Origin of the sequence: Shimia marina (assembly GCF_001458175.1) — a bacterium.
Taxonomy (GTDB): Bacteria; Pseudomonadota; Alphaproteobacteria; order Rhodobacterales; family Rhodobacteraceae; genus Shimia; species Shimia marina.
This window is the reverse complement of record NZ_CYPW01000010.1, coordinates 14,154-40,431: the sequence shown is the minus strand read 5'-3', so window position 1 is coordinate 40,431 and position 26,278 is coordinate 14,154. Positions and strand designations below refer to the sequence as shown.

Sequence of the window (26,278 nt, the reverse complement as noted above, 5' to 3'; positions counted from 1 at the left end):
GCTCAGCAGGCCTTGACCGCAACCTAATCACAAGAAAGAAACAGGAACGGATTCTACATCCAAACGGCCCGGATCAAGGGGCTGGGTCAATCTCCCTGACGTCTCGTCGGGAAGATGGGTGCATTGGCGTCAAACGAAAAACTTCTTCGGGCCTCAGATGGATTGACAGTGCTTTTGTTCAAACAGTTGGGCAGCATGCCTTTGTGGCTTTAGGGGATTCTGGTGAACAATTAGCGCACTCGATGGTTGAGTTGCATCAATGAAAGTGGAAAAACTGTGTGCAACAAGAGGGTTGCCAGAAAGACGATACCCTCAGATTTGGAGACGAAATGGATTTTGAAAGCGTAGGCGTCTGGGTTCGGGACTTTATCCTGTCGGCGGCCAACATGATCGTTGACGAGCACTGGCCCGGCATCATCAGCGCGGGTCTTTTTGCAGCTATGATGCTATTCGTCATTTGGATCTCCCTCATTTCGTTGTCGCGCAGGCAAGCGCTTGCTGCCGCGCTGAGAGACGCAGAACGCGCTTCCGACAGTTCGGGTCATGGCTTGGATGCAGAAGCCCTGAGAGCGGCACTCAAACGTCGGAAGGGCGCAGCCGACCGTGCATTGTCGACCGGATTTTCGGAATATTGTGAAACGCTTACAGTTGTCGGCAGGGGCGACGAGGCGCGGGTTCACAACTCAATACGCCCATCAGCATTCTTGAACGTGGATGATCTTGGATTTTCTTTGAAGTCTTTGCGATGGGTTCCGGGAGTCTTCGTTTCCCTTGGTCTGTTGTTGACCTTCCTTGGTTTGGTGGCAGTGCTTCAACAGACCCAAGGTTTGTTGAATAGCGACAACGCCGCGACAGTAGGTGCGTTGCGTGAACTTCTGGGGCAGGCTTCAGCCAAATTCACTATGTCTTTGAGTGGGCTGGCCTGTTCCATCATAATCAATTTTTGTCTGCGGTACTGGTCGACCAAGGTTGAAAAGGGGGCCGATTCCTTTGCCGCTGTACTTGAGAAAAATATGGCGTTCATCAGCTTGGAGGATCTCGCAGGGAAGCAGCTGAGGGCAATCGAGGACCAAACAGTACAACAGGCTGAACTGAATACACATTTGGTTGCGAAGCTGAGCGAGCCATTGAACAGGGTGGTGGAACAGTCGGTGCAGAATGTAGGCACCATGGTCGATCAACTGGGAAAAGACATTACCTCGGGGATTGGCGGTTCGTTGGACTCTGTATCAGAGAGGATGGAAGCTGCTGCAAATGCCTTGTCTTCAATCGGAGACGACCTGAACCTGGCGGGTAAACAATTTGATGAGGCTCTTTCTTCTTCCACGAAGTCCCTGATTTCCGCACTCTCGCGTCTTGAGGAAGTGTCCGAAAAGTTGACAAGCGCAAGCGGAATGGTTGGCGACTTGGCCCCAACGGTCATGGAAACCGTCAAAGAAGGAAATGCGGCGAACTTGCGGGTAGCCGAAGGCGCAACCGAAATGGTTCACGCCGCCAAGACTGCGATTTCGGAGGAGAAACAGGTCGTTTTGGAGGCGATGCTGTCTATCAAAGGCCTGATTGAAGCCTTCGAGAGCCGAGCAGCCGCCTATGATGGGCAGCTTGAGAAAGCCTTTCAGACCTACCAGGTCGAAGTGAGTAAGACGATCGACAAGCTCGAAGATCACGGAAACGGCATACAGGAGAGGTTCGCCGATGCGTTGTCAACTCTCCAGGCGGTCATTGAAAACGCGAAGGCGTTCGAGCCGGAGAGCCAGCCCAAGCCGTCGGTTGAGGCGATTGCAGAATGAGGCATGCGTTTCGCCAGAGGTTGTCGGAAGAGGAGGAAGAATCCGTCTTCGTGTCGATGACGGACATGACAGTGAGCTTTTTGTTCATCGTCATGATTTTGCTCGCCTTCTTCGCCACCCAGATTACGCCAGGGGAAACAGTTCCGAAACATATGCTCGATGAAGCAGAAAGCATCATCGAGCAGCGGGATCTTCAGGTCAGACAGCTCCTTGCGGAGTTGGAAAGCTATCGTTCAGGAGACCCAGGCATCATCCCCAAGTTGCAGGCTGAAAAAGCGCAGCTTGAGGCCAGAGTGCGTGCGCTGGAAGAAGATATCGACGCAATTCATGCAGAGTTGGAACTGGCGGATGGGGACACCGCCGTGGCACGTATTTCACTGCTCCGAAACGAACTGCAACGCTTGCATGCGCTCTTAGCTGCCAGTTCAGACGAGAACTTGATCGAAAGATACAATACCGTTGTCTCTTTGCAGCGAGCCAAGATCCTTCACGTTTTGCGAGAGAGGATCGTTGCGGCTGATCCCTCAATCGATGTCAGCATTTCGCGCAACCAGGATGCACTACAATTCCGAGGTGATGGGCTTTTTGCGTCAAATTCAACGACACCATCGCGCCAAGGACGGGCCAAAATGCGGCTCATTGCTGGTATCCTCCAGGATGTCATAGCTTGTTTCGCTCTGGGAGAACCATCGACGCTCGGAAGTACTTGCAACGAAGATATTGCTGTAATCGACGCGCTGCAGATTGAAGGTCACGCGGACAGTGTTGGAAGTGATAATCACAACATGGACCTGAGTGCCCGTCGTGGTGCAGCAATCTATGGCGAAATGATCGCGGCTAACCCGCAGCTGCTGGGGTTTATTAACCTGCGTGCACAGCCTGTGCTTTCCGTGTCAGGCTACGGAGAAGGCCGACCAATTGCGGATGAAGCCTTACCAGGTGGCCGGGATGCAAACCGGCGTATCGACATTCGTTTCATAATGTTCTCGCCGGTGGATGAAGCTTCGATACCGTCCGGTTTGGATGATCTGGCGCGCATTCAAAAACTTCTCCAGGGAGGAGAGTTCGAATGAGCCTGGCCGATCGACTTGTCCTCAAACCTGACTTCAGTGTTCGCGTCAAAGGTGGAGCCCTGGATAAGGCCGCAGAACGGATCGCAGAAACTTTTCCTGGGCTCGAGAAACGCGCGCCAGAGGGTGTCCCAATCATTCTTCGTAAAGTCGAGGGGGCATATAGGGCGGGACACTGGCAAGGAGTGACGTCTGGCGACGTTGGTATCGCGGTTTATGAGCATCTTCGAGAAAAGATTGAACTCCCACAGGAGTTGCGCCTTTTCCTGGATCAGGAAATGAAGGTTACAACGAATCCGACCCTGATCGATGCCATGTGCCGGGGATACTTTGTGAGTTGGTCAAAACGAGCGGCCAAAACACGTGCTCTTTCAAACCTATTGCTTGAAAAGGCCTCCGTACTGCCGACGCGTTGGAAGAGAATGTTCGCAAAGCACCCGGCCTTTCTTGATATTGAAGATGGCGCAGAGAAGATGGCTGCACGAATGGTCGAAGCCTCGACGCCTTACCAGTGGCTCAAGTCTGAAGGTTTACCTGCCCCTCACGAAGAAGGCTTGATGAGAGAAACCCATCTCGCATTTCTCAGGCAAACCCCCATGCCACAGACTGAGATGGCCGTGGACAAGCTTCTGGGATGGGTAACGCCGCCAAACCGTCCGAAACTTTTTGACCCTTGGGCTGCTGAGACTGTCGAAAAAATTCTATCCCCCTGGGTTTCCGCCGACTGCCCTCAGAAGCTGCGCGATTTCAACCTGGAAAGGCTGGTGAATAGGTTTGGCGACCCTCGGACTGATCGCCCAGCTTTTTGGTCCATGGTCGGGCAGCCATATCGTCGGATCCTGCTGAAATGGTTGGCTCGCAAGAGCATGGAGGCGATTTTCGATATTGTGACCAGGGCAGAAGGAGGATCGGAACAGGGGCACCAATGGGCAAATCGAAAACGGTTCTGGATGGGGGTCTATGACAAGGGCCGTATTGAGGAAGCGTGGGTCGCACTCGGCAGCAAAGCCGTGCCCCATGCAAAGGAACTTTATGCTCGTACGGGTGATCCATCCTACATGAGCTTTGGCCACCAAGGCACTCGAAGTGATACCTGTCTGCTCATGATGAAGATCGGATCGAAGACGGTTGTCGAAGGCTCGCATAGTTTTCGGGTGCATGTTTTTCCGACACCATCTCGAGCAACTCCTGAGCTTTATCTCAGCAACTACGATCTTGACGATATCTTGCTGCCAGTGGGCCACCAGGATGCAAGAAGGCATGATCCACCCGGGCATTGGATGGAGTGGGTGCAAAGGCGGGTTTTGTAATGCATGAGTTTCAGTTCGATATTGAAGAAAATGGCCTTCGAGTTCGAATTTCACACCAAAAGACAGGATTGTTTGCACGCTTTCGGAAACGGGAACCTGTAGATCTCAAAACACTTGCAGGCGCTGAAAGAACACTTGCAATTGCCCTTTCGAGGATCCGTGCTTTGGATCGTGACTCCGATCACCATGAACTTTCGGCTGATTACTTGTGGCTGGATCATTGGATGGTGTCACGGCTGGATGACATGTCAGCTTCTGTGCTTGGGATACCCCAGAAACTCTCAGGTGTAGTGTTTCATGCGGAAATGCGCGGATCTCTTGGGAGCGAGAGCTTTGCTCTGCAGTGGTGGTGGGAGCGTGACAAGCGGCAAATTCGGCTCAATCGTACGGGTGCGATAGTAGAATCTGGCGGCGTTTTCATGCGATTGCCTGCGCAGATCTATGACGCAATCATCTTGTCTGAAGCCTTCGACAGCGGCAGACCTCTGCCAGAACATTGGCGCGCTCTTTCGGAGTTTCGTGCGGCATTGGGTGGTCTTGAAGATGACGGATTAACGCGGCCAGAACGTTATCTGGAAAAGGTGGAAATCGTCGCGTGTGATAAGGTGGGGTTGGCTGTCGAACCCGAGGAACCATTGGGATTTGCGCCCTTACCCTTTGTATCTCAACAAATCCGGCAAGGAGAAATGGCGTCCGAGGTTTCCGCCGCGCTCCAGGGCGATGAGCTTTCTGCCTTCAAAGAAGATTCCAACCGCCGAGGCGCTCAACCAGCATATCGGGTAGGAGAGAACAGGTTCCTGATCCTGGACAAGTCTGTTGTGCCCGTCGTCGACGTGATTTCGCGTCACGCGAGAGGAACAGACCAGGAAAAGAGGAATTTCCTCGAAAATGCAGATCGCTTAGTTGCAGAGGCGATTGAGCAAGCTTTGATAGATGAGGGTCGGCTGAACGAACTGATGCCGTCTGCCGATCTGGTAGATGTGGTTGAAACAGAGTTCGAAAAAGCTTGGGCTGAAACGCGGGAGTGGACTGATCGCGTTATCGAGATCAGGAAGTGGACTAAGCCCGAAATCGAAATTCTTGAAGGATCTGGCACGTCGTGGTTGCCTGATGACATTGACGCTGTCGTTGGTGAGATCCTGGGTACCATTCCAGAAGAGGATCTGGATACCGTGTTGAAGACACTCCTTGCTGCGCAGGAGAATGGGGATCTGGAGGTCCTGCTTGAACAAGGAGTTCTTCCTGTCACGGAGTTGGTTATCCAGGCAGTGAGACGGCGTCTGGAGTTGTATCTCAATCGAACCAGCCAGGATCAGGCAGAAGAAGGCGAGGTCACGGCCATTTTGCCGGTGACGCATGACAATTTCTGGGAACTCGAATTCCGCGAAAGGTTGCACGACAGGCCATCAGCAACGGAGCAAGAGTTGCCCAGTTCGCTAAAGACATCTTTGCACGCGCATCAGAGAAACGCCTTTGATTGGCAAGTATCGGCATGGGAGGCCGGTCTCCCTGGAATCCTGAATGCCGATGAACAAGGCCTTGGAAAGACCGTTCAAACGCTTTCTTTCCTGGCTTGGTTGAATGAGAGGATGACGAAAGGTGAGTTGCCCACCAAACCGTTTCTCATTGTCGCTCCCACTTCCTTGCTAAGGAATTGGGAAGATGAAACCAGGAAGCACCTTATACCGGGTATTTTCGATGAGCCGGTTCGCCTCTATGGCCGCGAACTCAAGGCGTGGCGCGTTCAGGGTGAACGGGGAAGGGACATTCAGGATGGTCGCGCGAAACTTGACCTCTCCAGTCTTATTGATTGCTCCGAGCCGCGACTCGTAATTACCACTTACCAAACTCTGGCAAATTACGCGGTGACCTTTGCCCAAACTCCCTTCGCAGTCGCCGTGTTTGATGAAATCCAGAATCTCAAGAACCCATCAACGTTGCGTTCGAATGCGGCGAAGGCTGTCAACGCTGACTTTCGAATTGGTTTGACAGGAACTCCCGTTGAGAATGCTACCCGCGACATTTGGGCTATCATGGATCAGCTGTTTCCCGGGGCTCTGGGTGCGCTCAACGATTTTCGTATCGCCTTTGACATTCCAAAGAAGGGTAACATGCAAGAGTTGCACCGTGCCGTGTTCTCGTCGATCAACGGGTACCCGGCATTGGGCATTCGACGCACAAAAGAGAAAGCCGCATCGGATCTGCCACCCAAAGTGAGGGTGCTGCATCCACGCATCATGCCAGAGATCCAAGCGCTCAGATATGATGAGGCTCGTAAACCCGGGCAATCCCTGTTTGGCCTCCTGCACCACATCAGGAGAACATCCTTGCATCCGGGTTTGTTGGAAGGTGAAGCGCCTGAAACTTTTATCCACGCTTCAGCCCGTATTGAGGCTGCCATGGATGTTCTTCGAGCAATCCGCGTAAAGGGGGAAAAGGCGCTCGTGTTTGTCGAGAATAGGGATGTTCAAGCCTGGTTTGCTGAACTGGTCAAAATCGAATTCGGCTTGCCACGCGTCGAAATCATCAATGGATCAACACCGGTGTCGCATCGAAAGGAAATCACAGACCATTTTCAACGCCATATGCAGCATGATGAAGGTTTCGATGTCCTGGTATTGGGGCCGCGTGCGGCAGGTACGGGGTTGACCCTGACAGCGGCAAACCACGTGATCCATTTGACTCGCTGGTGGAATCCCGCGGTCGAAGAACAATGCAACGACCGAACTCACCGCATTGGACAGACCCGCCCGGTTACTGTGCATATCCCCTTGGCTATACACCCGCGCCTCCAGCGCGGTTCTTTTGATTGCCTGTTGCAGAACTTGATGAAGAACAAAAGATCCCTGGCAGACAGCGTTCTATGGCCTCCTGAAAGTGATGAGAGCGAGGTCCGCGCGCTTTACGATGCAATCGTTTCCGCTGAGGAGGAGGATGGTCTCGCCACAGATGAGGGGCTTGTTCTCTCAGGCCGCCCGGACTTGGAAACGCAGGAGCTTGGCGAGAACATACTTCGGGTGTGCCTGAAGGGGGGAGGAGCCTCGGTCGTAGTAGCCCTGGATGGCTTAAATCTTAAGCCGGAAGTTTTGAGGCCAGAGACTGATGCTGCAGCGATTGTTCTTTCGGATTTCAACAATTTTCCTGAGGGTACACATGTGCCCATGTCTGTTCTGGGTGGGTCTTTGCTCTGGCCAGATTTTGTATTGCCGGATTGAAAATAAAGAGGAATAGGAAAGCGGTTTTCAAATGACTTTGAGCGTATCCGAAACCATCGATTTGCTTGAGCACGCACTGGGCCAACCAACAAAATCCGTGGCTTACGCGATCGGCTTCAGAACGAAATCGGGGAAAGTTCTTGCAATTCGTCCAGGACAGAAATCGGCTCGGATTTGGCATCAGCCTCCCGTTGCACCGGCGATCAGAGGTATAAGCAATATTGATCCAGCAATGAACCACGATTTGAATGGAGAGCTTTCGGCGTTGAACCAAGGAAGGGGAGTACCCCGGGTTGCAATTGAAACCCAAGAGGGGCTATTGAATTTCCTGAATTGGTATGAACATTCCGAAGAAACAGATACCTATCAAGCAGAGACGGAAATCAATTTCGGATCCACCTTTGGTCATCTCCAAGAACTGCTCCATCGACGTTCTGCACCGCCGTTCACGGGTTTCGATGAAGGTTTGATTGCTGCCTGGGAGAATTACAAACCCAGGCTGAGAAAACTGGCTCTGGAGCGCCTTTCTTCATCGACTTGGAGGGAAGAACAGATAGGCTCAGGTGACATCTTGAACCATGTCGTCGCTTCTATCGAAATCCAAGCCTCGCACGGTAACCTGACTAACAATCTCGTTTTTTGGCAGAACCGTTTCGGCCATGCCAACCGGGACCACAAAGCCATCCTTGAAGCCCGTGGTGATGTCAAACTCCGTCACAAGATGGAGCGACTGCTGTTTGACTTGTTTCATGAACGAGCGGAAGCAGGTGCGATTTTTGAGGCTCTGGCGGAGGCCACACAGCGCAAGTATCCACTAATCGCGTATCTGTTCTTCCTGAAAGACATGGGTCGATACATGCCGATTCAGCCAACCGGGTTCGATCGCGTATTTTGTCAAATGGGAGTGGAACTACGAACCCTTCGAAGCTGTTCTTGGCAAAACTATTTAGCGTTCAATGGGTTGCTCGATGCCCTGCGGTCTGAGATCGCAGCGGCCGCAGGGCTGGAGAACGTTCGCTTGGTAGACGCCCACTCATTTCTGTGGGTTTATGGATCCCTGCTGAAAGAGCTGGAAGCCGGTGAACTGGAAGCGGGTAGCGGTGCCGATGGATTTCTTTTGGGCGCGCAGGAAAAATCCATTTATGACATCAAGCATTCCGTTTTGGATACAGTGTCCATGTCAAATGGTCAGGTTGTGGAACGCACGGTGAAGAACAAAGAGCTCCACATGACAGAAGTGGAGCTTGAGAAACAGATCCGCAATTTGTTGGAGATCCAGGAAGGGCGCTGCGCTATTACTGGGCTTCCTTTTCAGTATCTCGGAAGGCATGACGACAAAAACATGCTGCCTTCCTTGGACCGGATTGACAGTGACGGCCATTACTCGTTCGAGAATGTTCAACTGGTATGCCGTTTTATCAATTTCTGGAAACAGGCGTCGCCCGATGTTGAATTTCGTCGTCTAATCAACTTGGTACGTGGGCTATAGGAGTGCTTCCTGCAGACCTAATGAAGACCGCTTCACAGCGGATCCTGGCTGTAGGAAAACTTCAGCCCTCTACCACCGGGTAAAAGGGTCTGCCCCATTCCTCGTCTGCATTGTCCATCATGATGTCGATCATGACAGGCATCAGAACCGACAAGATGGCGACACCGTCCCGAAGCTGGTCGCGGTTCACCCTCGAATTCCAAGTTGCGCCTCCATGGATCAGCTGATTGCGTAGTACGTAGAGTCTGTCGAACAGCATCGACAGGATGTCGACAGTCCTCTGTTCCGCCAGCGCTCTGTGAAAGGCACTGCGAGCCCTGTCGAAGCGCTCTTGCCAGTCATCGTGCCCTGGGTGTCCGTTGTGATGGGCCCAGAAGGGCGAGAACACGAACTGGTTCTCAATAAAGAGCCGGATCGGCCCGGTGAACCGGTTCCAGACTGCTGCATAGAGGCGATTTTCAGGGTCAAGCTCGGTCAGGTGAGTGAACAGCCAATTGAACATGTCGCGCTCGTTCTGTGCGTCACGTTCGTCCGCGTAGGCTGCATTGAAAGAAATCCAGTAGAACAGGAAAGCGGCGTCCAGATCGCTGGCGTCCTTCTCGGCGCGTCCGACCCAGCTGATGGCCCGGTGGATCCGAAGGCCGAAGGCCTCGGGGAATCCATCCCGGATTTCGCGCTGCTTGTCTTTCAGCTCCTGAAAAGTCAGGTCGGTTGGCATGTTCCTCATGGGGTTGTTCCTCCTAAGGGCGGGAGAGGGAGGGCGCAGAGAGTATTGACGAGGCGCATCTGGTCCACGGTCGCGCAAGGTGTCGACAAAAGGCGAGGGGAGGCAAAGACAAGGCTGAGCGCCTTGCCGCGCGACACAGCAACATTCAGACGTTCGCGGGACAACAGAAACTCGAGGCCTCGTGTAGTTTCCTCGGCAGAGGATGCCGTCATCGAGATCAGGGCGATTGGTGCCTCCTGGCCCTGAAATCGATCGACGGTGCCGACGCGGATGCCGGGAAGGGCATCGGACAGGGCGTTGACCTGGGCGTTGTAGGGGGCCACGACGATGATGTCGTTGGGACGCATTGCGCGTTCGTACCCATCCTTGTCGCGCCATGTTCCATTTAGCAGTGTCTCAACAGTTGCCGTTATCGCGGCAACTTCCTCGGGGCACTCCTGCGCACGCCCGCTGTGGTCGACCGGTATCATCCAAGCACCTGTTTCCGGGAGGAGTTCGGCCAGAACCCGTTGGTTCTCAGTGCTTTCGTGGGAATGAAGCTGACCTTCGTAGAACTGTTCCGAAACGTAGGCACAAAGATCCGGGTGCATGCGCCGTGTCGTGGACAGGAAAAGACCACGATCTGGGGGGACGATGGCGTCGCCGCCAAGCATCCATTCCAAGCAGGACAGATCCGCTGGGGGAGGATGTGATCCTTGGATGACCTAGGGGAGCTGGCATGGATCGCCAACCAGCACCAGATTCCGCGCGGCGTTCGACATTCCAACGAGGTTTGCCAGAGAGACTTGCCCTGCCTCGTCGATGAACAGGTAGTCGAAGGTGTCGGCAAGTTCGGGACGGGAAAAGAGCCAGGCGGTGCCGCCGACAACGTGGGAACCTGTCAGGCGCTGATCCTGATTTCTCTTGATGGCGGCGATGGTTTCGTACCAATCAGGCAAAGGATCCATGCCCTGACCTTCCTTGTGGGCGATCTCCACATCTTCCAGCGTGATATCCAGGTCGCCTTCTTCCAGGGCGTCGACGCAGCCCATGAGGACGTTTCGGATCGCGGCGTGACTGTTGGAGGCAACCCCAACGCGCTTGCCATCCCTGACCAGTGCCAGAATGGCGCGGGCGGTCACATAGGTCTTTCCGGTTCCGGGAGGACCTTGGACCGGCAAAACGGTCTCGTTCATGGCGCGCACCGCATTCCTCAGGTTCTCTACGGGATCTCCATCCGGCCCGTCTGGCAAAGTGAAGCCGCTATGAAATCGGGGAGGGTTGCGGGCAAGGAGATCGTCCGCGGCGCGATTGGCTTTGGCGCCACATTGATCGGTTGCCACCGTGGCAATTGCATCAGGGATCGGTCGGGCATTGATGGCGAAGTCCGGCAGGAGGTTCAGCCGGTCGGGGAGATCGACCCCCTTCGATTGGCCGATCCGCAAGGTAACCCGGCGCCGCGTCCTGTCGATGCTTTTGATTGACAGGGTTGCGGTTTGGCTATCGGGCAGCATGAGAACCGCACTGTTGAATGTCATTGAGAACTGACCCGGTATTGTCACCGAGATTTGACCCGCTCTTAGTTATGTATCGGCGGCTATGCTTTGGTCAATGTGGTGGTCTCCTTTGTGGTTTTCTTTGCTGCCTCTGAGCTAGCTTTGAAGCGGTAGCTGTCGTTGCCGGTCTCTAAGATGTGGCAGCGATGTGTGAGGCGGTCGAGCAGCGCTGTTGTCATCTTTGCGTCACCGAATACCTGCGCCCATTCACTGAAGCTGAGGTTGGTCGTGATGACGACGCTGGTTCGCTCATAGAGTTTGCTCAGAAGGTGGAACAGCAGTGCGCCGCCGGACGGACTGAACGGCAGATAGCCGAGTTCATCAAGGATGACCAAGTCGATCTTTGTGAGCATCTCAGCCAATTTCCCAGCCTTTCCAAGAGCCTTTTCCTGCTCCAATGCATTGACCAATTCGACGGTGGAGTAGAAGCGCACCTTGCGTCGATGATGCTCGATCGCCTGCACGCCGATAGCTGTGGCGACATGGCTTTTGCCGGTGCCAGGTCCGCCAATCAGAACGACGTTTTCTGCGTTCTCTATGAACTCGCCGCGATGTAATTGCCGGACTGTGGCTTCGTTGATGTCGCTTGATGCAAAATCGAACCCAGCGAGGTCTTTGTATGACGGGAAGCGTGCAACCTTCGTATGATAAGCAATTGAACGCACCTCACGTTCTGCCATTTCCGCCTTGAGCAGTTGAGACAACATGGGTGTGGCTGCCTCAAACGCGGGCGCACCTTGTGCAACCAAATCATCGACCGCATGTGCCATGCCGTGCAGCTTTAGACTGCGCAGCATGATGATAATAGAAGCCCCTGCTGGATCATGACGCATTGCGCTTCTCCCCGGCCTGTCTCAGGTCATCATAGCGATCCACATTTGCCTTTGGGGCGGTTTCCAAGGCGAGGGCATCTGGTGGATCGATCTTCGGATGATCTGTCTGCTTGGGATCGATCAGCCTGTGCAACAGGTTCAGGATATGCGTCTTGGTTGGCACCCCAGCTTCTAGCGCCAGTTCGACGGCTCGCAGAACGGCGCTTTCGTCGTGGTGTAAAACAAGGGACAGGATATCGACCATTTCCCGGTCACCGCCTGGCTTACGCAGCATGTGGTTTTGTAGCCGACAGAAGATATCAGGCATCTCTGTAAACGGCGCACCATTACGTAATGCGCCCGGTTTACGTTGAATGACCGCCAGATAATGACGCCAGTCATAGATGACCCTGCCAGGTTTGCGGTGAGAGCGTTCTATGATCCGATCATGGGTGCAGACAGTTTGTCCCTCTGCAACAATGACCAACCGTTCTGGGTAAACACGAAGGCTGACAGGCCGGTTCGCAAAACTGGCAGGCACGCTGTACCGGTTGCGTTCGAAGGTGATCAGGCATGTTGGTGACACGCGCTTGCTGTGTTCGACAAACCCGTCAAAGGCGGGTGGGAGAACCATCAGCACAGACTTCTCAGCTTCCCAGGCATCGGCGATTGAACCTGGTAATTCCCGGTGCGCCGTCTCTGACCAGAGCGCAACGCAACGATCCTCAAGCCACTGGTTCAACTCTTCCAGATCCTTGAAGACAGGCATGACCTGCCACAGCCGGTTCCGGGCATCGCGGACGTTCTTCTCGACCTGACCTTTCTCCCAGCCCGCTGCTGGATTGCAGAACTCTGGTTCAAAGACGTAATGGCTGGCCATGGATTGGAAGCGTGCGTTGACATCACGTTGCTTGCCGCGCCCAACACGGTCGACCGCAGTCTTCATATTATCATAGACCCCACGCCCCGGAACACCGCCAAACACGCGGAAGGCATGCCAGTGCGCGTCGAACAACATCTCATGCGTTTGCAAAGGGTAGGCACGGACAATGAACGCGCGGCTATGCGACAGCTTGGTGTGCGCAACTTGCAGTTTGACGCGTTCGCCACCAATCGTAGCCCAGTCTTCGCTCCAATCGAACTGGAACGCCTCGCCGGGCTGGAACACCAACGGCACAAACGTCCCGCGCCCTGTCGTTTGTTCCACCCGGTGCCGATCAGCGCGCCATGCGCGGGCAAAAGCCGCCACACGCTCATAAGATCCATCGTACCCGAGCTTGACCAAGTCCTCATGCATCAGCTTCACGGTCCGGCGCTCTTTACGCGACTTACGCGTCTGCGCCAAAAGCCATGCAGACAGCCGATCCGCGTAAGGATCCAATTTGCTTGGCCGCGATGGCGTCTTGAACGTCGGTTCGGCGGCGCCTTCACGCAGGTATTTCCGGATGGTGTTACGAGACAGCCCAGTGCGCCGCGCAATCTCTCGTATCGGCATTTTATCACGCAATGCCCAGCGTCGAATGACACTCAAAAATCCCATGTCGATCACTCCAAATCTCCCTGAACAAAAACGTCAGGGCCATGTGTTCACATGGGTCAATTCTCAGTGACAATTTATGGGGCTACCGGGTCAGTTCTCAGTGACATTCAACACAATGGATGATAGAGCGCTGATTTCCGAAATTAGCAGAATTTTGGACACGCACGGTCTTGAATATGGCAAGCGAGACGCGGCTTTTGGTGTGCTCTGGATCGTATTGCATCCAAATTCCACGCCGACATCAACAAAGAATATTTGCGACGATGGAAGTATCCTCAATAGTCAGCGCTGGACTCTATTCAACAATGAACGTGAGAGCGAAATGAAAGTCGAACTCCTTTATAATACTGACATAAAGTAGGCTTGGTGTGATCGGACACCGCCCCCTTCTCAGCAAGCTGAAATTGGGACGGCGCATCTCATGACGGAAAAAGTGAGGATCCTTCAACCATTCGAAAATGGGGTTCGCATTGACTGCATAACGCTGTGCCACCAGTGCCACTGAAATCTCCGGCGTCATTGCCTGCGCGCAAAATCTCGCGCTCTTCTTCGTCCGACCAAAACCGCTTCTTCCGTCTGCTCACAGAATGCCTCATGGTGTCCACTATCGTTTGTGGACACATAGATCACTCTTCAAGGCGCCGTCAGGTCGGGTTCAACGGGCGCTCGCGTCGAACGCGGCGTCTTCCCAGATAGAAGCGAATTTCTCCTGCGCAGCTGTGAACTGAACGTCAATCAGTCGAGCAAGATCCGTGAGCTGTATGAACTTCTGAGCCTTCTGGCTGTAGTTCTCCACTCCAGTGTAGGGCAAGCGGATGTCGCCGCCGTCGATTTTTTGCTTCAGCGTATCCGGTTTGTAGTTCAAATACTGCGCTACGTGTTCCAGCGGGATAATCGGATTTCCGCCGAAATGGGCGAGCAGCATGTCGATGGTTTTCATCTTGGTCTCCTTTGCTTGTGGAGAGGAAATGCGTTTCTGCTTCAAAAGGCGGAAAACTGGTTTGATAGAAGTTTGATGGCCGATGCATTGAGCCCGGCCATCGGGGTCATCAGTGAAGTGCCTTGCATTTCTCCAGGATCAGTTGATGCCAGTGCCAGTTGGCGTATTTGTCGCCTTCTTCTTCGACGTGTTCGTAGCGGTAAAGGCATCCACCATTCTTGTGACCTGAGATCTTTCTGACGAATGAAGCAGACTTTCCCATCTCGAAAAGCCGACTGATGGCTTCGTGCCGAAAGTCATGGAAGCGCAGATCGACGACTCCGACCTTGTCCCGGTGGCGGCGGTATGCCGTCCCAACCGAGCGCGGATTGTAAGGGAAGATGAACTCAGATGTCCTGGGCATTGCCAGGATAATCTCCAACGCTTCGCTCGGAAGAGTACACCAAACGTTGTTTCCCTTTTTTTGCCTGGGATGTTTCATATCGCGCACGAGGATCGTGCCACTATTCACGCGCAGATCATCCCACCTCAGTCTGCAGATTTCGCTCAGACGACGCGCCGAATAGATTGCAAAGACCGCCAGGATATCGGCGGGGATCTTCTGCCGAGGATTTTCCGAGATAGCAGTCAGGATTTTGTTCAGCTCACAGAGGTCTGGTCGGCGATCGCGCTCTTCGGATCGAGCCAGAACCTCATCTTCCCAAAGAGTTCGCATGGCCAGACTTACCACTTCGATCGGAAACAAGGCACCTCGGTCCTTGGCCCAGGAGAGTGTCCTCGCCAGGTGAGTCATATATCCCGCGACAGTCTGCGGCATTCTTTCACCAGCCGACAATAGATCCGCATAATCGTATAGTTGTTGTTGGGTCAGGGTTGAGACCTTGGTCTTTCCGAACTCGTCGGCTTTGATGAAAGTCAGCACTTGAAGGGCAGATCGGCCAAGGGTTTTCCCGCGCTTCAAACGATCGTCGATGACATCTGAGATTGTAGTTTCCGTCACGATTTGAATTGGAAACCCGTTTAGCTCGATGTCGCGGAGTTGGTGGTTTCGCCATTTTTTTGCGTTTGGCAGGTGCTTGAAGGTTTTCGTGAGGCTGTGCTGTTTGCCATCCACACGCTTTCGGATTTGCACCCGGTAGGAGAACTTTCCATTCTTACCTTCAAACCGGGTGATGTTCTGTTCCTCGAATTTTTTCTCTGGGACCTCTTTGCGAGGTTTCTTTTCTTTCTGCTCGGCCGACGAGCTCGGCATGGTGCTTTCTGAAACCCCGGCAGCAGTCACAGCGGTTGCTTGAGAAGGGGAGCGGTGGAAGAGGTTCTGGGCAGTAATCGCTGCGAGCACATCCGTTGTGCTTTTGTTGATAGTGGTCATGGAATTCGTCCCATCTTGATTTCGATGATAGGGAATTCGGTTCGACCGCACGAAAAAAGATTCCGGGGTTTGATAGCCAAATTCCGAGGGAAGAAGGGAAGATTGAGCCGGTGGTGCCCGGGCCAGGAACCAGCTGCATTTGGGCCGCTGTTTGTAGGCTTTGGATGTGCTACACCGTAGCACGCTCGAATCGAGAACCTCCGAAAATCCCCGGAAATACGGTGAAAACAGGGGTAATCGTGCTACGCGAAGTTTGGAGCTGAATGGAGTTAACGCTTTGAAAAATAACGCACAAAAAGCAGCGCGTTTAAGCGTGGCACCCATGATGGATTGGACGGATCGCCATTGTCGTTTTTTGCATCGGCTGCTGTCCAAGGAGACGTTGCTTTACACAGAAATGGTCACGGCGCCTGCTTTGGTGCGTGGGGGGGCGGTGCATCTTCTGGAGTTCAGTGATGAAGAACACCCCGTTGCGGTGCAGCTTGGGGGCTCAGATCCGGCGGAATTGGCCAAGGCGGCGGTGCTTTCTGAAGCGCATGGCTATGATGAGATCAATCTCAATTGTGGGTGCCCAAGTGACCGTGTGCAATCTGGCACCTTTGGGGCCATTCTGATGCGCAGCCCTGATCTTGTTGCCGACTGTGTCAAGGCGATGCAGGACGTGGTTTCTGTGCCTGTGACGGTGAAGTGCCGCATCGGGGTGGATGACCAGGAGCCCGCAGAGGTCTTGCCACGATTTCTGGAAACCATGTCAAAGGCAGGTGTGACACGGGTGTCTGTGCATGCGCGAAAGGCCTGGTTGCAGGGGCTGAGCCCAAAAGAGAATCGCGATATTCCGCCGTTGGACTATCCGTTGGTGCATCAGATGAAGCAGGCCTTTCCACATTTGCACATGTCCCTGAACGGTGGGGTGCAAACTCTGGAAGAGGCGGAATTGCATTTGTCGCAAGGCCTTGATGGGGTGATGATTGGGCGTGCGGCCTATCATACGCCGGCGGATGTACTCTGTGAGGCGGATCGTCGGATTTATGGCCGGGGGTCTGATAGCGATGCAGTGGCTGTGGTGCATGCGATGCTGCCCTATATTGAGGCGCATCTGAGCCAGGGGGGCAAGCTGCATCAGGTGTCGCGCCACATGCTTGGGCTGTTTGCAGGACGTCCTGGTGCGCGGGCGTGGCGCAGATACCTTTCTGAAAACGCCACGCGCAAAGAGGCCGATACTGAGACGGTTTTGACGGCACTGGATTTTGTCACGCGCACGGCCGCCTGACGCCCGCGGTCTTTCAGAGCTATGTGATCGGGGCCCGCATTGGTGGCGCTTGCAGCGGTTTGGGTTTTCGGCTTTACCTTGCGCGCGAACACAATCCTCGGAGCCCAAAGATGTCTCATGATCCCATGCTGCTGGCGCAAATGCTTGTCCTTTTGTTGGCGATTGGTGCCTTGGCCGGGGTGCTGGCCGGGCTTTTGGGGGTGGGCGGCGGTATCGTTCTGGTGCCTGCGTTTTTCTATGCCTTTCAAGGGCTCGGCTATGGCGGGCCACAGCTCATGCAGGTCTGTTTGGCCACATCACTTGCCACAATTATTGTGACCTCGCTGCGGTCAGTTGCCAGCCACAATAAGAAGGGCGCGGTGGACTGGGAAATTCTGCGCGGCTGGGCTCCGGGCATTGTGCTGGGGGCTATCGTCGGGGTGATGGTTGCTGCCAATTTGCGCTCTGTGACGCTGCAGATCGTGTTTGGGTGCCTTGCGCTGGTGATTGGAGCCTATATGGGGCTTGGTAAGGCGCATTGGCGGTTGGGGCAGACCATGCCGGGCGGGGCAAAGCGTTTGTCTCTGAGCCCGGCTGTTGGATTTCTGTCGGTGTTGATGGGCATTGGCGGTGGCAGCTTTGGCGTGCCGCTTATGACATTGTTCAACGTGCCCATTCACCGTGCGGTTGCAACGGCGGCAGGCTTTGGTGTGACCATTGCGGTTCCGGCGGTGATTGGATTTCTCTTTGTGGACATCGACCCGGCAAATCGCCCGCCTTTGACGATCGGCGCGGTGAACCTTGGGGCGTTTTTCATCATCATCGCCATGACGCTGATGACTGCGCCGCTTGGGGTGAAGCTTGCGCATGCCATGGATCCCAAACCGTTGAAGCGCGTCTTTGCCGTTTTCTTGACTTTGGTGGCCCTCAACATGCTGAGAAAGGCGTTCGGATGGTGACGGATCTGTTTGAGAAAGGCTGGGCTAAATTGCCGTTTGATGCCAAGGTCAAAGCCTGGGCGGAGCATGCTTGGGAGGCAGGGCAGCAGAGTATGCACGCACCTGAGCACGATCCTTGGTGGGATTGTGAGGGCACATGGTTCATTGGCGTGGATGCGCTGAACAATGATGCGGCGGGCAAGCTGCCCGGTGGACCAGATTTGCCTGCGGGGCCCAAGCGGGCCATTGAGGCGCTGTTTGGGGCTTTGCCAGATTTACACCCTGCGCAGATGTCAGTTGTTTTTCCAGGATATCCCAAAGCACGCCGTGGGGAGAATGAAGCGGGGCTTCGGTATCGGCGCAATCGTGATGCTGCGCATTTGGATGGCCTTTTGCGCGGAGAAGACGGCGGCCGCCGTGTGGAAGAGCCACATGCCTGGATTTTGGGGATGCCACTCACGACAAACGCCTTTTCGGAGTCACCTCTGGTGATCTGGGAAGGCAGTCACGAGATTCTACGCAAGGCGTTGGGTGAGGCCTTTGCCCCGCATCTGCCTGAGACTTGGCATGAGATCGACGTGCGCGCAGTCTATCAGGAAACCCGCAAGACAATTTTTGAAACTTGCAACAGGGTGCCTGTTTGCGCGCAGCCGGGTGAGGCGATTGTGATGCATCGTCTGACTTTGCACGGTGTTGCGCCATGGATTGGTGGAGACGTTGAGTCGCCCTGTCGTGCAGTGGCCTATTTCCGCCCCATCCTTGCTGGAGGTGTTCCCTCTTGGATCGCCCAAGATGGCGGATAAATCGCAACGATACCTAAGGTTTTGGAAACAATCCTTCTCCTCGCCGGGCATTGGCCTTCTGCTGGGGACTGTGTCTGCGTGAGGCTGTACTTCCGTAGAAATTGAATCAATAAAGATTCACAATTGATAATCGTGAACTTTAGGCTTGGTATCTCATGGAACTGTTTCTTTTGTTGGGTTTGGCCGCGATCGCGGGAACAGCCCTTATATTGGATGACGACGACGACAATCAAAGTGATGCAGGGGTGAATACCCTGGATGAAGTTGATGTGGTTGAGGGCAACACACAGAACGGCGACGCTTCAGATGAAACGTTGACGGGTGGTGCTGGAAATGACCGTCTTGATGGGGCAGGGGGCAACGATGTTGTCAACGGCGGTGCCGGTGCCGATCTGCTGATTGGTGGCGATGGTGCAGACCGCCTGGACGGAGGTGACGACAACGACACGCTGCGCGGCGGCGATCAGAACGATACGCTGATCGGTGGTGATGGCGATGATCTGTTGGCAGGCGGCAACAACAATGACGTCCTGTCTGGCGGCGAAGGTAATGACGTCCTTGGTGGTGGTACGGGGGATGACACGCTGGAGGGCAATGAGGGCAATGATCGCATCCTTGCTGGCTGGGGGGATGATTTTGTGGAAGCAGGCGCTGGCAACGACACTGTTGAAGGCGCGCGCGGGGATGACTCGCTTGAAGGTGGCGAAGGGGATGACCGTTTGCTTGGCGAGGCCGGTGATGACGTTCTCTCCGGGGAAGCCGGTCAGGATGTGCTGATTGGCGGTGTTGGTGCGGATCTGCTGGATGGCGGTGAAGGTGACGATACGCTGCGTGGCGGTGATCAGAACGACACGCTGATTGGCGGCGAAGGCAATGACAGCCTTTGGGGCGGCAACAGCGATGACACGCTTCAAGGGGGCGCAGGGGATGATATTCTGTCTGGTGCCACCAGTGATGACAGCCTGCTTGGCGAAGCTGGGGCCGATACGCTTTTTGGCGGCCGTGGCGATGACACGCTGATTGGCGGAGACGGCGCGGACAGTCTTTTGGGCGGCGCGGGCAATGACATCCTGTCTGGTGTGGACGACAGCAATGATGATGGCGTGATCGAGGAGAGCGCGACACCAGACGCAGACACGCTGCGCGGTGAAGCCGGAAATGATGCCTTCTTGCTGGGCTCTGGCGATACCGCCTTTGGCGGTGCGGGGGCGGATATCTTCAATACTGGTGCCTGGGTGGATGCGGACAACCTGCCTCAAATCGAAGATTACACGGGCGAAGACTCCATTGTGATCCTGGTGCCAGAGGGGGAGACGGATGGCACGGTGACCTTTGCACCTTCAGCGGATCTTGGCGCTGGTTGGATCACAGTCAGCCTTGATGGACAGCCGGTTGCCGAAGTGCGCGCGGCGTCCCTTGAGGCGAGTGATGTGGCAATTGTGGAGAGCGATATTGTGCCGGCCTCCTCTTCACCCGCACCAACGCCCACACCAACACCTTCGACCCCCTAAAATCTGAGGGTTCTGGTGGTTTTGGCGCGCTCCGTCTCACAGCTTTTTAAGCCTTGGGCGGGGCGCGTTGCGTTTGAAGGGGTTAGCGCTGAAGCCGTGCAGCGCGACCGCCGCGCCGCTTTTTGAGCAGTGGCGCGCGTGTGGGCAATTCGAGCATGATGGCGCTGCGTTCATCAGCGGTCATTTTGCTCCATTGCGTGATTTCATCAATCGTGCGCATGCATCCCGTACAGATGCGTGCTTCGGGGTGCACGACACATTGGCGCACGCAGGGGCTTTCAACTTCGTTGCGTTTCCAAACCGTGTCTTTGCTCACAGTGCACCACTCCCGATATGGGTCAGCCGATCAAGAACCCCCTGTAGGATATAGGAGGCGGCAACGTGGTCGATAACCTCAGAGCGACGTTTACGCGACGTATCCGCCTCCAAAAGCGCTCTTTCGGCGGCCACCGTGGAAAGTCTTTCGTCCCAAAAGCCGATGGGCAGATCCACCAGCGGTGCCAGATTGCGAGCAAACGCGCGGGTGGACTGGGCACGGGGGCCTTCGCTGCCGTCCATATTCATGGGCAGGCCAAGGATGATGCCGCCGATATCGCGGTCTTTGATGATGTCCACCAGCCTTTGCGCGTCCACACCAAACTTTTTGCGTTTCACAGTCTCAATGGGGGTGGCCACTGACCGCATGCTGTCGCTGACGGCGACGCCGATGGTTTTTGTGCCAAGATCAAGCCCCATCAAGGCCCGCATGGGGGGCAGGTTGGGAGCCAAGTCTTCGATGGTTTGGTAAATTTCGCTCATGGTTGCGCCACTCCTGCGCGTTCAGCGCCTGTACGTACAATTGCCAAGGCTTCCGGAACGTTCTCAAAGACCTGCTGCGCCTCTTGCCAGATGGTTGCCGCGCGTTCATTTTCTCCGAGCACGCCATAGGCCGCAATCAGACGCGCCCATTCTTCTGGTGTGCCGCCCTCTGTGGCAAGCCGATCGGACAGCTGGCTCACCATGCCCTGTATCATGGCTTGACGGTCTTCTTGAGAAAGATCCTGTGCGGCTTGCACATCTTCGGCGGTTGGCCCGGCAAGTTGGCTGCTATGGTCGGCAACCAGTTCAGGCATCTTGTAGTCGATACCCGCGTACCATGCGAGTTCTGTGATCGTGGCGCGAATGGAGGGCACCCAGGGCGCATCTGCCGGGCTCTGGCGCAGCACCTGATCCCAAATTCTATACGCCGCATCGGGGCGTCCGCCTTGCCACATCATCAGGCCATAATAATACCGACCCAGATTGTTGAGCGGATCTTTTGCCAGCGCTGCGCGCAGGCTTGCTTCCGCCTCTGGTGAGACATAATCCTGTGCCGCTGCGATCATCATGCTGGCATGTGTCACGTAGTCGCCCGCACTGACCTCGGCACCTTTCAGCGTGAGCACTTTTTCCTGCGCCGCGTAGGCGGCCTGAAGGTTGCCGAGATTGGCCTCATTGCGTGCCAGCAGCATCTGCCCTTGCAAATCATCAGGGTTCTCCGCCACGGCAGCGCGCAGCTTGGCCATCAGTTCGGCAAACTCAGGCTCAGGCGTTGCGGGATCGATTGCAGGCAGACGGGCCTCCATTTCTGCCTGAGACGGTCGGTTCTGCATGTCTTCGGCGACCAGTTCCAAGCGGAGTTGTAGCGGCATGTCCCGATAACCTGGCGCGCCAAGCCAGATGTAAAGGGCAAAGCTGCTTGCAACGACAAACAGACCCAGCGCAAGAGCCGCAAGGCCTGCGCCTTTGCCGGTGCCCTTTGCGGCGCTGTCTTGTTTCTGCATCTGGGCATCTGCCGCAAGAATACGCCGCGAGACCTCTGTGCGGATCCGCTCTGCATCCGCCTGGGCGATGACGCCACGGGCGAGATCACGATCGACCTCTTTAAGCTGATCGCGATACACCCGCAGATCATAGGCTGCCGGGTGTTCCTCATTTGCCGGACGCCGTATCAGCGCGAGTGCAAAGAAACCCGCTGTGATCAGTGTCAACGCGGTCGCTGTTATCCAGAAAATCATATGGCCTCCACGAAGTTGCCATACATGTAGTGTCGCCAAGGGGCGGCTGAAAGCGAAAATCGCGTGAGCGGCACCACATGTCGCAACAGGAACGCAAATAGACGGTATGAGCGTGGTGTGCGTCTCAACAAAAAGTTCATAAACTATCTTAAGTTGCCCCATATCGGAATCACGCACATGAGAAGATATTCAGCCTTTGCCATCGCCCGCGAAGCGGCCCGTTATCATACGGGCTGGGAACGTGCGTGGCGGTCTCCTGAACCCAAGAAGAAATACGATGTGATCATCGTTGGTGCTGGTGGGCATGGTCTCGCCACGGCCTTTTATCTTGGCAAAAATTTCGGCATTACCAATGTGGCCATCATTGAAAAAGGCTGGCTTGGTGGCGGGAACACGGGTCGTAACACGACGATCATCCGTTCCAACTATCTGCAGGATCCTTCGGCGGCGCTTTATGAAAAGGCCCGTTCGCTTTATGAGACCATGTCTCAGGATCTGAACTACAACGTGATGTTCTCCCCACGCGGCGTGATCATGCTGGCGCAGACCGAGCATGAGGTGCGCGGCTATCAGCGCACCGCGCATGCCAATGCGTTGCAGGGCGTGAAAACCGAATTCATCGGGCCGGAGCGCGTGAAAGAGCTGGTGCCGATCATCAACATCGACGGCCCACGTTATCCGGTTCTGGGTGGTCTCTGGCAGGAACGCGGTGGCACAGGTCGTCACGATGCAGTGGCCTGGGGCTATGCCCGTGCCTGCTCTGACATGGGCATGGACATCATCCAGAAATGCGAAGTGACCGGCGTGCGCCAAGAGGGCGGCAAGGTCACCGGTGTGGACACCACTAAAGGCCCGATTGACTGTGACAAGCTGGGTCTTGTTGTGGCGGGCAACTCTGGCGATCTCGCCAATATGGCGGGCTTCCGTCTGCCGATGGAATCTGTTGCGCTTCAGGCGCTGGTGTCTGAGCCGATCAAACCCTGCATGGATGTGGTTGTGATGGCCAACACTGTGCACGGCTACATGTCTCAGTCTGACAAAGGTGAGATGGTGATTGGTGGCGGCACCGACGGGTTCAACAACTACACCCAGCGCGGCAGCTTCCATCACGTTGAGGAGACCGTGCGTGCGCTGGTCGAAACCTTCCCAATGGTCAGCCGTCTGAAGATGCTGCGCCAGTGGGGCGGCATCGTGGATGTGACCGGCGACCGCTCCCCGGTGATTGGCAAAACGCCACTTGGCAACTGCTTTATCAACGCAGGCTGGGGCACTGGCGGCTTTAAAGCCATTCCGGGCGGTGGCTGGGCCACTGCGGAGCTGATCGCCAAAGGCGAGCCGGGCCCGCTTTCGGCAGAGTTTGGTATGGAACGTTTCATCGAAGGCCGCTTCATCGACGAAAGCGTCGCGGCCGGGGTAGCTCACTGATGGGGTTTCTTCCAGTCGTCCCATTCTTCTTCAAACTGAAAACGCTCAGATTGAAGCTCCCCAATGCGTTGGTTCAAGTTCGCCATCAGGACGGAGGCATCTCTGAATTCCTCTTTGGCGACCGAGTAATGGTATTCGGCCCGCTGGTAAGCAGCACGCCGAATTTCGAAGAGTTCAATTACTCTTTCCTTGGCCAAAAGCGCTTCTTGGAGGTCGAAGTCTAAATGGTTCAGATAGTTGCTCAACAATTTCATGATTTAGCCTCTGGTGGATTCCGTTCTCGTTTGGTTCCTGATTCGAGGTTATCTTCAAGACAGTCACTCGGCAAATTGTATGTTTTTGTGGACAGACTGTGGATATCTGAGTGGTTAAACGGGTTTTCGCCGAAAATCCCCTTTATCGCCTTTGTGGATAAGTCCACTAAAACAAAGAGTATGGAGTTCGCATCATGCTAACCCTTCAATGCCCCTATTGCGGCGTCTGGGCCGAGGAAACTGAACTGCATGCCGAAGGCGAGGCGCATCTGAAGCGCTTTGGCCCTGGCTCCAGTGATGATGAGTTTGAAGGCTATCTCTTCATGCGCGAGAACCCCAAGGGCGTGCATTTTGAGCGCTGGCGCCATTCCAACGGTTGCGGCAAGTTTTTCCACGCGGCGCGTTGCACCATGACGCTTCAGGTCTTTGGCACATACTCCGCGCAAACGCTGGAACCGCCACAAGACATCAAAGACAAGATCTCGGCCGTTCAACCGAATTGGTCGTGGAGGGAATTCTCATGAGCACACGTCTGAGCACAGGCGGGCGGCTTCTTGACCGCGCCAAACAGGTGAAGTTCAGCTTCAACGGCAAACAGTTCACCGGATATGAAGGCGACACATTGGCCTCAGCGCTTCTGGCAAATGACCAGATGCTGATGGGCCGGTCGTTCAAATACCACCGCCCCCGTGGGGTTGTGGCCTCTGGTGCCGAAGAGCCCAATGCGCTGGTGAATATGGGGCAGGGCGGCAAGTTTGAGCCGAACCAACGTGCCACCACAACCGAGCTGTTTGACGGGCTGACCGCGTCTTCACAGAACCACTGGCCGTCTCTGGAATTCGATGTGGGTGTGGTGAACAACTATGCGGCGCGCTTCCTGCCTGCAGGGTTTTACTACAAGACCTTCATGGCGCCCGCAGCGGCGTGGAAACATGTGTTTGAGCCGATTGTGCGCCAGTCTGCTGGTCTGGGCAAAGCACCCAAAGACCGCGATGCAGATCGTTATGAGCATTTCTATGCCTTCTTTGACGTGGTTGTTGTGGGCGGCGGTATCGCGGGCCTGCAATCTGCCAAGGCTGCGGCACAGTCCGGTGCCAAGGTTCTGTTGATGGAGCAGACCGCCCATTGGGGTGGCCGCGCTTCTGTGGATGGCGGCACCGTCGAAGGCGCGCCTGTGGCCGAGTATATTGCGGCGACTGTGGCAGAGCTTGAAGGCATGGAGAATGTCACGCTGCGCAACCGCATGATGGGGGCTGGCGTTTATGACCATGGCTATGTGCTGGGCTATGAGCGTGTGACAGATCACGCGCCGCTCACCGATGGTCCGCGTCATCGCCTGTGGCGTATTCGCGCCAAACAGATCGTGACCGCCACGGGTGCGATTGAGCGCCCGCTGTCCTTTGCTGGCAACGATATTCCAGGTGTGATGCTGGCCTCCGCTGTGCGCGACTATGCCGAGAACTTCGGGGTCTCCTCCGGGGATCGCACGGTTGTTGTGACCAACAATGACGATGCCTATCGCACGGCAATCGCGCTGAAGAAAGCGGGCCTTGATGTGCCTGTGATCCTTGATGCGCGGGCCAATGGCGGCGGCGCACTGATGACCGAAGCCAAAGGCATGGGGATCCGTGTTGAGCTTGGCAAAGGCATCGCAAAAGTCAAAGGCGGCAAGCGTGTGACCGGTGTTGCGATCTGTGCGCAGGCAGGTGAAGGCGCAACGCTGGAGGAAATCTCCTGCGACGCGGTGGCCATGTCTGGCGGCTGGTCGCCGGTTGTACACCTCTGGTCCCATTGCGGCGGCAAGCTGATCTGGGATGAGACGCAGTCTCACTTCCGCCCAGATGCGGATCGCGCACCAACCAGCCATGATGGCAAAGCCTTTGTGACCACCTCTGGCAGCGCAAGTGGGCCTTTGGGTCTTGGCGATGTCCTGGCAAATGCCCATGAGGCGGGTGTTGCCGCGGCAAAAGCCGCAGGCTGTGAGGCCGACGCCAGCGTGGTACCAAAAGGTGAGAGTGACGTAGAGCGCGCCATGCAGGCTGTGTGGCTGATGCCGCAGGGTGCTGGCCCGAAACTGCGCATGAAAGCCTGGCTGGATTATCAGAATGACGTGAAGGTCTCTGACGTGCGTCTGGCCGCTCAGGAAGGCTATGAAAGCGTTGAACATACCAAGCGTTATACCACGCTTGGTATGGCGACAGATCAGGGTAAGTTGAGCAACATCAATGGCTTGGCTGTGCTTTCTGATGCACTTAATCAGCC

Annotated in this window: 23 protein-coding genes and 1 pseudogene; 13 read left to right on the top strand and 11 right to left on the bottom strand. The window is 55.3% G+C overall.

The genetic code is table 11. From position 1 onward, the window contains the following. From SHM7688_RS20005 to SHM7688_RS19855, 6 genes are all read left to right on the top strand, one after another. Window positions 1–263 (top strand): hypothetical protein (locus SHM7688_RS20005; protein WP_233486598.1); only part of this gene is annotated, 263 nt, incomplete at its 5' end. A gap of 66 nt (window positions 264–329) precedes the next feature. Continuing rightward, window positions 330–1,790 carry a hypothetical protein gene (locus SHM7688_RS07100; protein ID WP_144432515.1) on the top strand — a complete coding sequence of 487 codons (1,461 nt, stop codon included), beginning with the start codon at window positions 330–332 and terminating at the stop codon, window positions 1,788–1,790. Next, window positions 1,787–2,863 (top strand): OmpA family protein, encoded by a 1,077-nt coding sequence (locus SHM7688_RS07095; protein WP_058239242.1) that lies wholly within the window; start codon window positions 1,787–1,789, stop codon window positions 2,861–2,863. The genes SHM7688_RS07100 and SHM7688_RS07095 overlap by 4 nt, the downstream gene beginning before the upstream one ends. Next, window positions 2,860–4,170, top strand: coding sequence for an EH signature domain-containing protein (locus SHM7688_RS07090; RefSeq protein ID WP_058239241.1), 1,311 nt, complete (start codon window positions 2,860–2,862; stop codon window positions 4,168–4,170). Before SHM7688_RS07095 ends, SHM7688_RS07090 begins: the two co-directional genes overlap by 4 nt. Next, a complete protein-coding gene (locus SHM7688_RS07085) occupies window positions 4,170–7,385 on the top strand; it encodes a DEAD/DEAH box helicase (RefSeq protein WP_058239240.1) in 3,216 nt (1,071 codons plus the stop codon). The genes SHM7688_RS07090 and SHM7688_RS07085 overlap by 1 nt, the downstream gene beginning before the upstream one ends. A gap of 31 nt (window positions 7,386–7,416) precedes the next feature. Continuing rightward, complete coding sequence (locus SHM7688_RS19855) at window positions 7,417–8,874, top strand: hypothetical protein (protein ID WP_199556612.1); 1,458 nt, start codon at window positions 7,417–7,419, stop codon at window positions 8,872–8,874. 61 nt (window positions 8,875–8,935) lie between these two features. Here the strand turns inward: SHM7688_RS19855 and SHM7688_RS07075 are convergent, their stop codons facing one another. The 7 genes from SHM7688_RS07075 to SHM7688_RS07040 form a co-directional block, all read right to left on the bottom strand. Continuing rightward, entirely contained in the window at window positions 8,936–9,601 is a 666-nt protein-coding gene (locus tag SHM7688_RS07075) for a HEPN domain-containing protein (protein ID WP_165759805.1), read from the bottom strand. Next, on the bottom strand, window positions 9,598–10,254 hold the full coding sequence (locus tag SHM7688_RS07070; RefSeq protein WP_058239239.1) for a DEAD/DEAH box helicase: 657 nt from the start codon (window positions 10,252–10,254) through the stop codon (window positions 9,598–9,600). Before SHM7688_RS07070 ends, SHM7688_RS07075 begins: the two co-directional genes overlap by 4 nt. A gap of 51 nt (window positions 10,255–10,305) precedes the next feature. Beyond that, on the bottom strand, window positions 10,306–11,118 hold the full coding sequence (locus SHM7688_RS07065) for an AAA domain-containing protein (RefSeq protein WP_058239238.1): 813 nt from the start codon (window positions 11,116–11,118) through the stop codon (window positions 10,306–10,308). A 59-nt stretch (window positions 11,119–11,177) separates the two neighbouring features. Beyond that, window positions 11,178–11,969, bottom strand: coding sequence for an IS21-like element helper ATPase IstB (gene istB / locus SHM7688_RS07060; RefSeq protein WP_058239237.1), 792 nt, complete (start codon window positions 11,967–11,969; stop codon window positions 11,178–11,180). Continuing rightward, complete coding sequence (istA, locus tag SHM7688_RS07055) at window positions 11,959–13,488, bottom strand: IS21 family transposase (RefSeq protein WP_058239236.1); 1,530 nt, start codon at window positions 13,486–13,488, stop codon at window positions 11,959–11,961. Before istA ends, istB begins: the two co-directional genes overlap by 11 nt. Window positions 13,489–14,143: 655 nt before the next feature. Next, window positions 14,144–14,428: a pyocin activator PrtN family protein gene (locus tag SHM7688_RS07045; protein WP_058239234.1), complete on the bottom strand. Its 285-nt coding sequence runs from the start codon at window positions 14,426–14,428 to the stop codon at window positions 14,144–14,146. Between the two features lie 109 nt (window positions 14,429–14,537). After that, window positions 14,538–15,800: a tyrosine-type recombinase/integrase gene (locus SHM7688_RS07040; protein ID WP_223229300.1), complete on the bottom strand. Its 1,263-nt coding sequence runs from the start codon at window positions 15,798–15,800 to the stop codon at window positions 14,538–14,540. 277 nt (window positions 15,801–16,077) lie between these two features. Between SHM7688_RS07040 and dusA the strand changes: the two genes are divergently transcribed. The 4 genes from dusA (at window position 16,078) to SHM7688_RS07020 (ending at window position 20,301) form a co-directional block, all read left to right on the top strand. Continuing rightward, window positions 16,078–17,070 carry a tRNA dihydrouridine(20/20a) synthase DusA gene (dusA, locus tag SHM7688_RS07035; protein WP_083498977.1) on the top strand — a complete coding sequence of 331 codons (993 nt, stop codon included), beginning with the start codon at window positions 16,078–16,080 and terminating at the stop codon, window positions 17,068–17,070. A gap of 110 nt (window positions 17,071–17,180) precedes the next feature. Continuing rightward, a complete protein-coding gene (locus tag SHM7688_RS07030) occupies window positions 17,181–18,008 on the top strand; it encodes a sulfite exporter TauE/SafE family protein (RefSeq protein ID WP_058239244.1) in 828 nt (275 codons plus the stop codon). After that, a complete protein-coding gene (locus SHM7688_RS07025; protein WP_058239232.1) occupies window positions 18,002–18,790 on the top strand; it encodes a hypothetical protein in 789 nt (262 codons plus the stop codon). The genes SHM7688_RS07030 and SHM7688_RS07025 overlap by 7 nt, the downstream gene beginning before the upstream one ends. A gap of 155 nt (window positions 18,791–18,945) precedes the next feature. After that, window positions 18,946–20,301 (top strand): calcium-binding protein, encoded by a 1,356-nt coding sequence (locus SHM7688_RS07020; RefSeq protein WP_058239231.1) that lies wholly within the window; start codon window positions 18,946–18,948, stop codon window positions 20,299–20,301. A gap of 82 nt (window positions 20,302–20,383) precedes the next feature. Here SHM7688_RS07020 and SHM7688_RS07015 read toward each other — a convergent pair whose 3' ends face one another. The 3 genes from SHM7688_RS07015 to ccmI are packed head-to-tail and all read right to left on the bottom strand — an operon-like array spanning window position 20,384 to window position 22,337. Beyond that, window positions 20,384–20,617: a DUF1289 domain-containing protein gene (locus SHM7688_RS07015; protein ID WP_058239230.1), complete on the bottom strand. Its 234-nt coding sequence runs from the start codon at window positions 20,615–20,617 to the stop codon at window positions 20,384–20,386. After that, entirely contained in the window at window positions 20,614–21,099 is a 486-nt protein-coding gene (ruvX, locus tag SHM7688_RS07010; RefSeq protein ID WP_058239229.1) for a Holliday junction resolvase RuvX, read from the bottom strand. Before ruvX ends, SHM7688_RS07015 begins: the two co-directional genes overlap by 4 nt. Then, the gene (gene ccmI / locus SHM7688_RS07005; RefSeq protein WP_058239228.1) at window positions 21,096–22,337 is read right to left on the bottom strand and encodes a c-type cytochrome biogenesis protein CcmI; all 1,242 of its coding nucleotides are present in this window, start codon (window positions 22,335–22,337) and stop codon (window positions 21,096–21,098) included. Before ccmI ends, ruvX begins: the two co-directional genes overlap by 4 nt. 177 nt (window positions 22,338–22,514) lie before the next feature. On the opposite strand from ccmI, the gene SHM7688_RS07000 reads away from it, so the two are divergent. Next, a complete protein-coding gene (locus SHM7688_RS07000; RefSeq protein ID WP_058239227.1) occupies window positions 22,515–23,762 on the top strand; it encodes a sarcosine oxidase subunit beta family protein in 1,248 nt (415 codons plus the stop codon). Here the strand turns inward: SHM7688_RS07000 and SHM7688_RS06995 are convergent. Continuing rightward, window positions 23,756–24,016, bottom strand: a complete 261-nt coding sequence (locus SHM7688_RS06995) for a hypothetical protein (RefSeq protein WP_058239226.1) — start codon at window positions 24,014–24,016, stop codon at window positions 23,756–23,758. The two genes, SHM7688_RS07000 and SHM7688_RS06995, sit on opposite strands and share 7 nt — an antisense overlap. Window positions 24,017–24,210: 194 nt before the next feature. Between SHM7688_RS06995 and SHM7688_RS06990 the strand changes: the two genes are divergently transcribed. Then, window positions 24,211–24,540: a sarcosine oxidase subunit delta gene (locus SHM7688_RS06990; protein WP_058239225.1), complete on the top strand. Its 330-nt coding sequence runs from the start codon at window positions 24,211–24,213 to the stop codon at window positions 24,538–24,540. Beyond that, window positions 24,537–26,278 (top strand): annotated as a pseudogene (locus SHM7688_RS20000) (2Fe-2S iron-sulfur cluster-binding protein); the annotation flags it as partial. The gene SHM7688_RS06990 and the pseudogene SHM7688_RS20000, both read left to right, overlap by 4 nt.